The 895-nt window shown below is 70.2% G+C and carries 1 protein-coding gene and 1 pseudogene; both read right to left on the reverse strand.

What is annotated here, in order from left to right:
* Positions 1-420, reverse strand: a 420-nt coding sequence (locus D471_RS33280; RefSeq protein ID WP_017597876.1) for a beta-class carbonic anhydrase, incomplete at its 3' end; no start/stop codon positions are given.
* A gap of 78 nt (positions 421-498) precedes the next feature.
* Positions 499-895: pseudogene (locus D471_RS0106510) on the reverse strand (DNA topoisomerase IV); the annotation flags it as partial.

Consider the following 895-nt stretch of genomic DNA (forward strand, 5'->3'; position numbering starts at 1 on the left):
GAGCGCGCCGATCTGGTCGCTGTTGGTGTGGAACTCCAGGCTGCGGGTGTCCACCCCGTACTCCTCCTGGATGAGGTCGTGCACGGCGTCGTCACCCGGCACCGACGCCATCCTGCAGCGCGTGTGGGGAAGGACGAGGACCCGCTCCACACCCAGCAGGTACACCGCCAGGACGAGCGTGCGCAGGGTGTCGTCGGTCACCCGGGCGCCCGCGTTCCGGAGGATCTTGGCGTCGCCGGGCTTGAGTCCCAGCATGTCCAGGGGTTCGATCCTGGAGTCCATGCAGGTCACCAGAGCCAGTCCCCGGGCGGCCACGGGCTTGAGGCCGTGCAGGGCGAACTCGGCCACGTAGTCGTCGTTGGCGGCGAACACGTCGTCGAAGGCGTCCTGCGCGGGGGCGGGGTCGTGGGACTCACTCACGTCGGGTCACTCCTGTCTCCATGGTCATGGGCCGTGTACATGGAACCAGGCCCATGTACACGGCGTGTTGCAACACACTCAAACGCTGTTCTCGGGGGCGGTGATCCCGACACTGGTGCGCCCGGTTCCCACCGTGGTGATGGCACGCGGGAGCGGCTCGCCGGATCCGTCGCGGCGCTCGCTGGTGTCGGGCAGCCGCACGGGCTTGCCGTCCGCGCGCGAAGCCCGGGCCGGCGCCCTGCCGATCCAGGCGAAGAGCAGCGTGTCCTCGCCCTTGAGGTAACGGTGGCAGCGTACCCCGCCGGTCGCCCGACCCTTCGACGGATAGGCCTCGAACGGGGTGACCTTGGCCGATCCGGCCTGGGTGCCCTCCAGCGCGTGGGAGGAACCGGAGACGGTCACCACGACCGAGTCCTCGGGGGAGTGGACCGCGCCGAACCACAGGACACGCGCCTCCTCCGGCAGGCGGACGCCC

The sequence above is a fragment of the Nocardiopsis lucentensis DSM 44048 genome (assembly GCF_000341125.1).
In the GTDB taxonomy this organism is placed as follows: Bacteria; Actinomycetota; Actinomycetes; order Streptosporangiales; family Streptosporangiaceae; genus Nocardiopsis; species Nocardiopsis lucentensis.